The sequence below is a fragment of the Corallococcus llansteffanensis genome, assembly GCF_003612055.1.
In the GTDB taxonomy this organism is placed as follows: Bacteria; Myxococcota; Myxococcia; order Myxococcales; family Myxococcaceae; genus Corallococcus; species Corallococcus llansteffanensis.
On sequence record NZ_RAWB01001021.1, the window covers coordinates 1 to 1,433 of the forward strand.

Annotated in this window: 1 protein-coding gene; it reads right to left on the bottom strand. The window is 67.3% G+C overall.

All coding sequences use genetic code 11. The features are described from left to right. Positions 1-148: 148 nt before the first annotated feature. Positions 149-1,429, bottom strand: coding sequence for an MFS transporter (locus D7V93_RS43005; RefSeq protein ID WP_120648672.1), 1,281 nt, complete (start codon positions 1,427-1,429; stop codon positions 149-151). Positions 1,430-1,433: the final 4 nt, after the last annotated feature.

Sequence of the window (1,433 nt, forward strand, 5' to 3'; positions counted from 1 at the left end):
CCACCGGAGTGCCCCGCGTCTGGAATGACGACGCTTCACTCCGAGCACCTCCCGCAATCGTCGGGAAGTGCGAAAGAAGTGATAGATTGGTTTTACTGTAGGTGTCAATACACGCACACATTTCGTGTGTCGTGTAGGGAACTTGACGTCAGTCGATGCGGCTGTGCCGTTGGGTGTCTGGCATCAACACATAGACGAGCAGCGAGCAGAGGATGGCGCCGGTGACGTACCAGAAGAACCACGGCTCGTGGCCGGACAGCTTCAGCCGGGTGCCCACGTACTCGGCGGTGCCGCCGAAGAGGGACACGGTCAGCGCGTAGGGCAGCCCCACGCCGAGGGCGCGGATGCGCGCGGGGAACAGCTCCGCCTTCACCACGGCGTTGATGGAGGTGTAGCCGGAGAGGATGACGAGCGCCGCGAGCACCAGCAGGAACGCGGTGAAGGCGTCCCGGGTCCGCGTCAGCGCCGTCAGCAGGGGGACGGTGCACAGCGTGCCCATCACGCCGAACCACAGCAGCACCGGCCTGCGGCCGACCTGGTCGGAGAGGAACCCGAACGCCGGCTGCAACAGCATGTAGAGGAACAGGGAGCCCGCGGAGATGAGCGTGGCCTCGTCCCGCGTCAGGCCCACCGAGTTCACCAGGAACTTCTGCATGTAGACGGTGTACGTGTAGAAGGCGAGCGTGCCGCCCATCGTGAGGCCGACCACGATGGCCAGCTCCTTCGGGTGGCGCAGCAGCTCCCGCATGGGCTGGAGCTCCGTCCCCTTCGCCGCCTCCTGGGTGAAGGCCTCCGTCTCCACCATGTTGCGCCGCATGTAGAAGCCGAAGATGGCCAGCGCCGCGCCGACGAGGAACGGGATGCGCCAGCCCCAGTCCTCCAGTTGCCCGGAGGTCAGCACCAGCCGCTGCAACACCAGCAGCGTCAGCGTCGCCAGCAGCTGCCCCAGGATGAGCGTGACGTACTGGAAGGAGCTGTAGAAGCCCCGGTGCCGGGACGTGGCCACCTCGCTGAGGTAGGTGGCGCTGGTGCCGTACTCACCGCCCAGGGACAGGCCCTGGAGCAGCCGCGCCAGCATCAGCACGGTGGGCGCCGCCACGCCGATGCGCGCGTACGTGGGGCACACGGCGATGACGAAGGACCCCAGGCACATCAGCGTCACGGACAGCGTCAGCGCTGCGCGGCGCCCCCGCTGGTCCGCGTAGAGCCCCATCAGCCAGCCGCCCAGGGGCCGGATGAGGAAGCCGAGCGCGAAGACGCCCGCGGTGTTGAGCTGCCGCACGACGGGGTCCGCGTCCGGGAAGAACGCCTGGGCGAAGTACAGCGAGAACGCCGAGTAGACGTAGAAGTCGTACCACTCGATGAGGTTGCCCACCGAGCCGCCGAAGATGGAGAGCAGCCGCTGTCGCAGGCCGTGGCCTTCCGTCACGGGA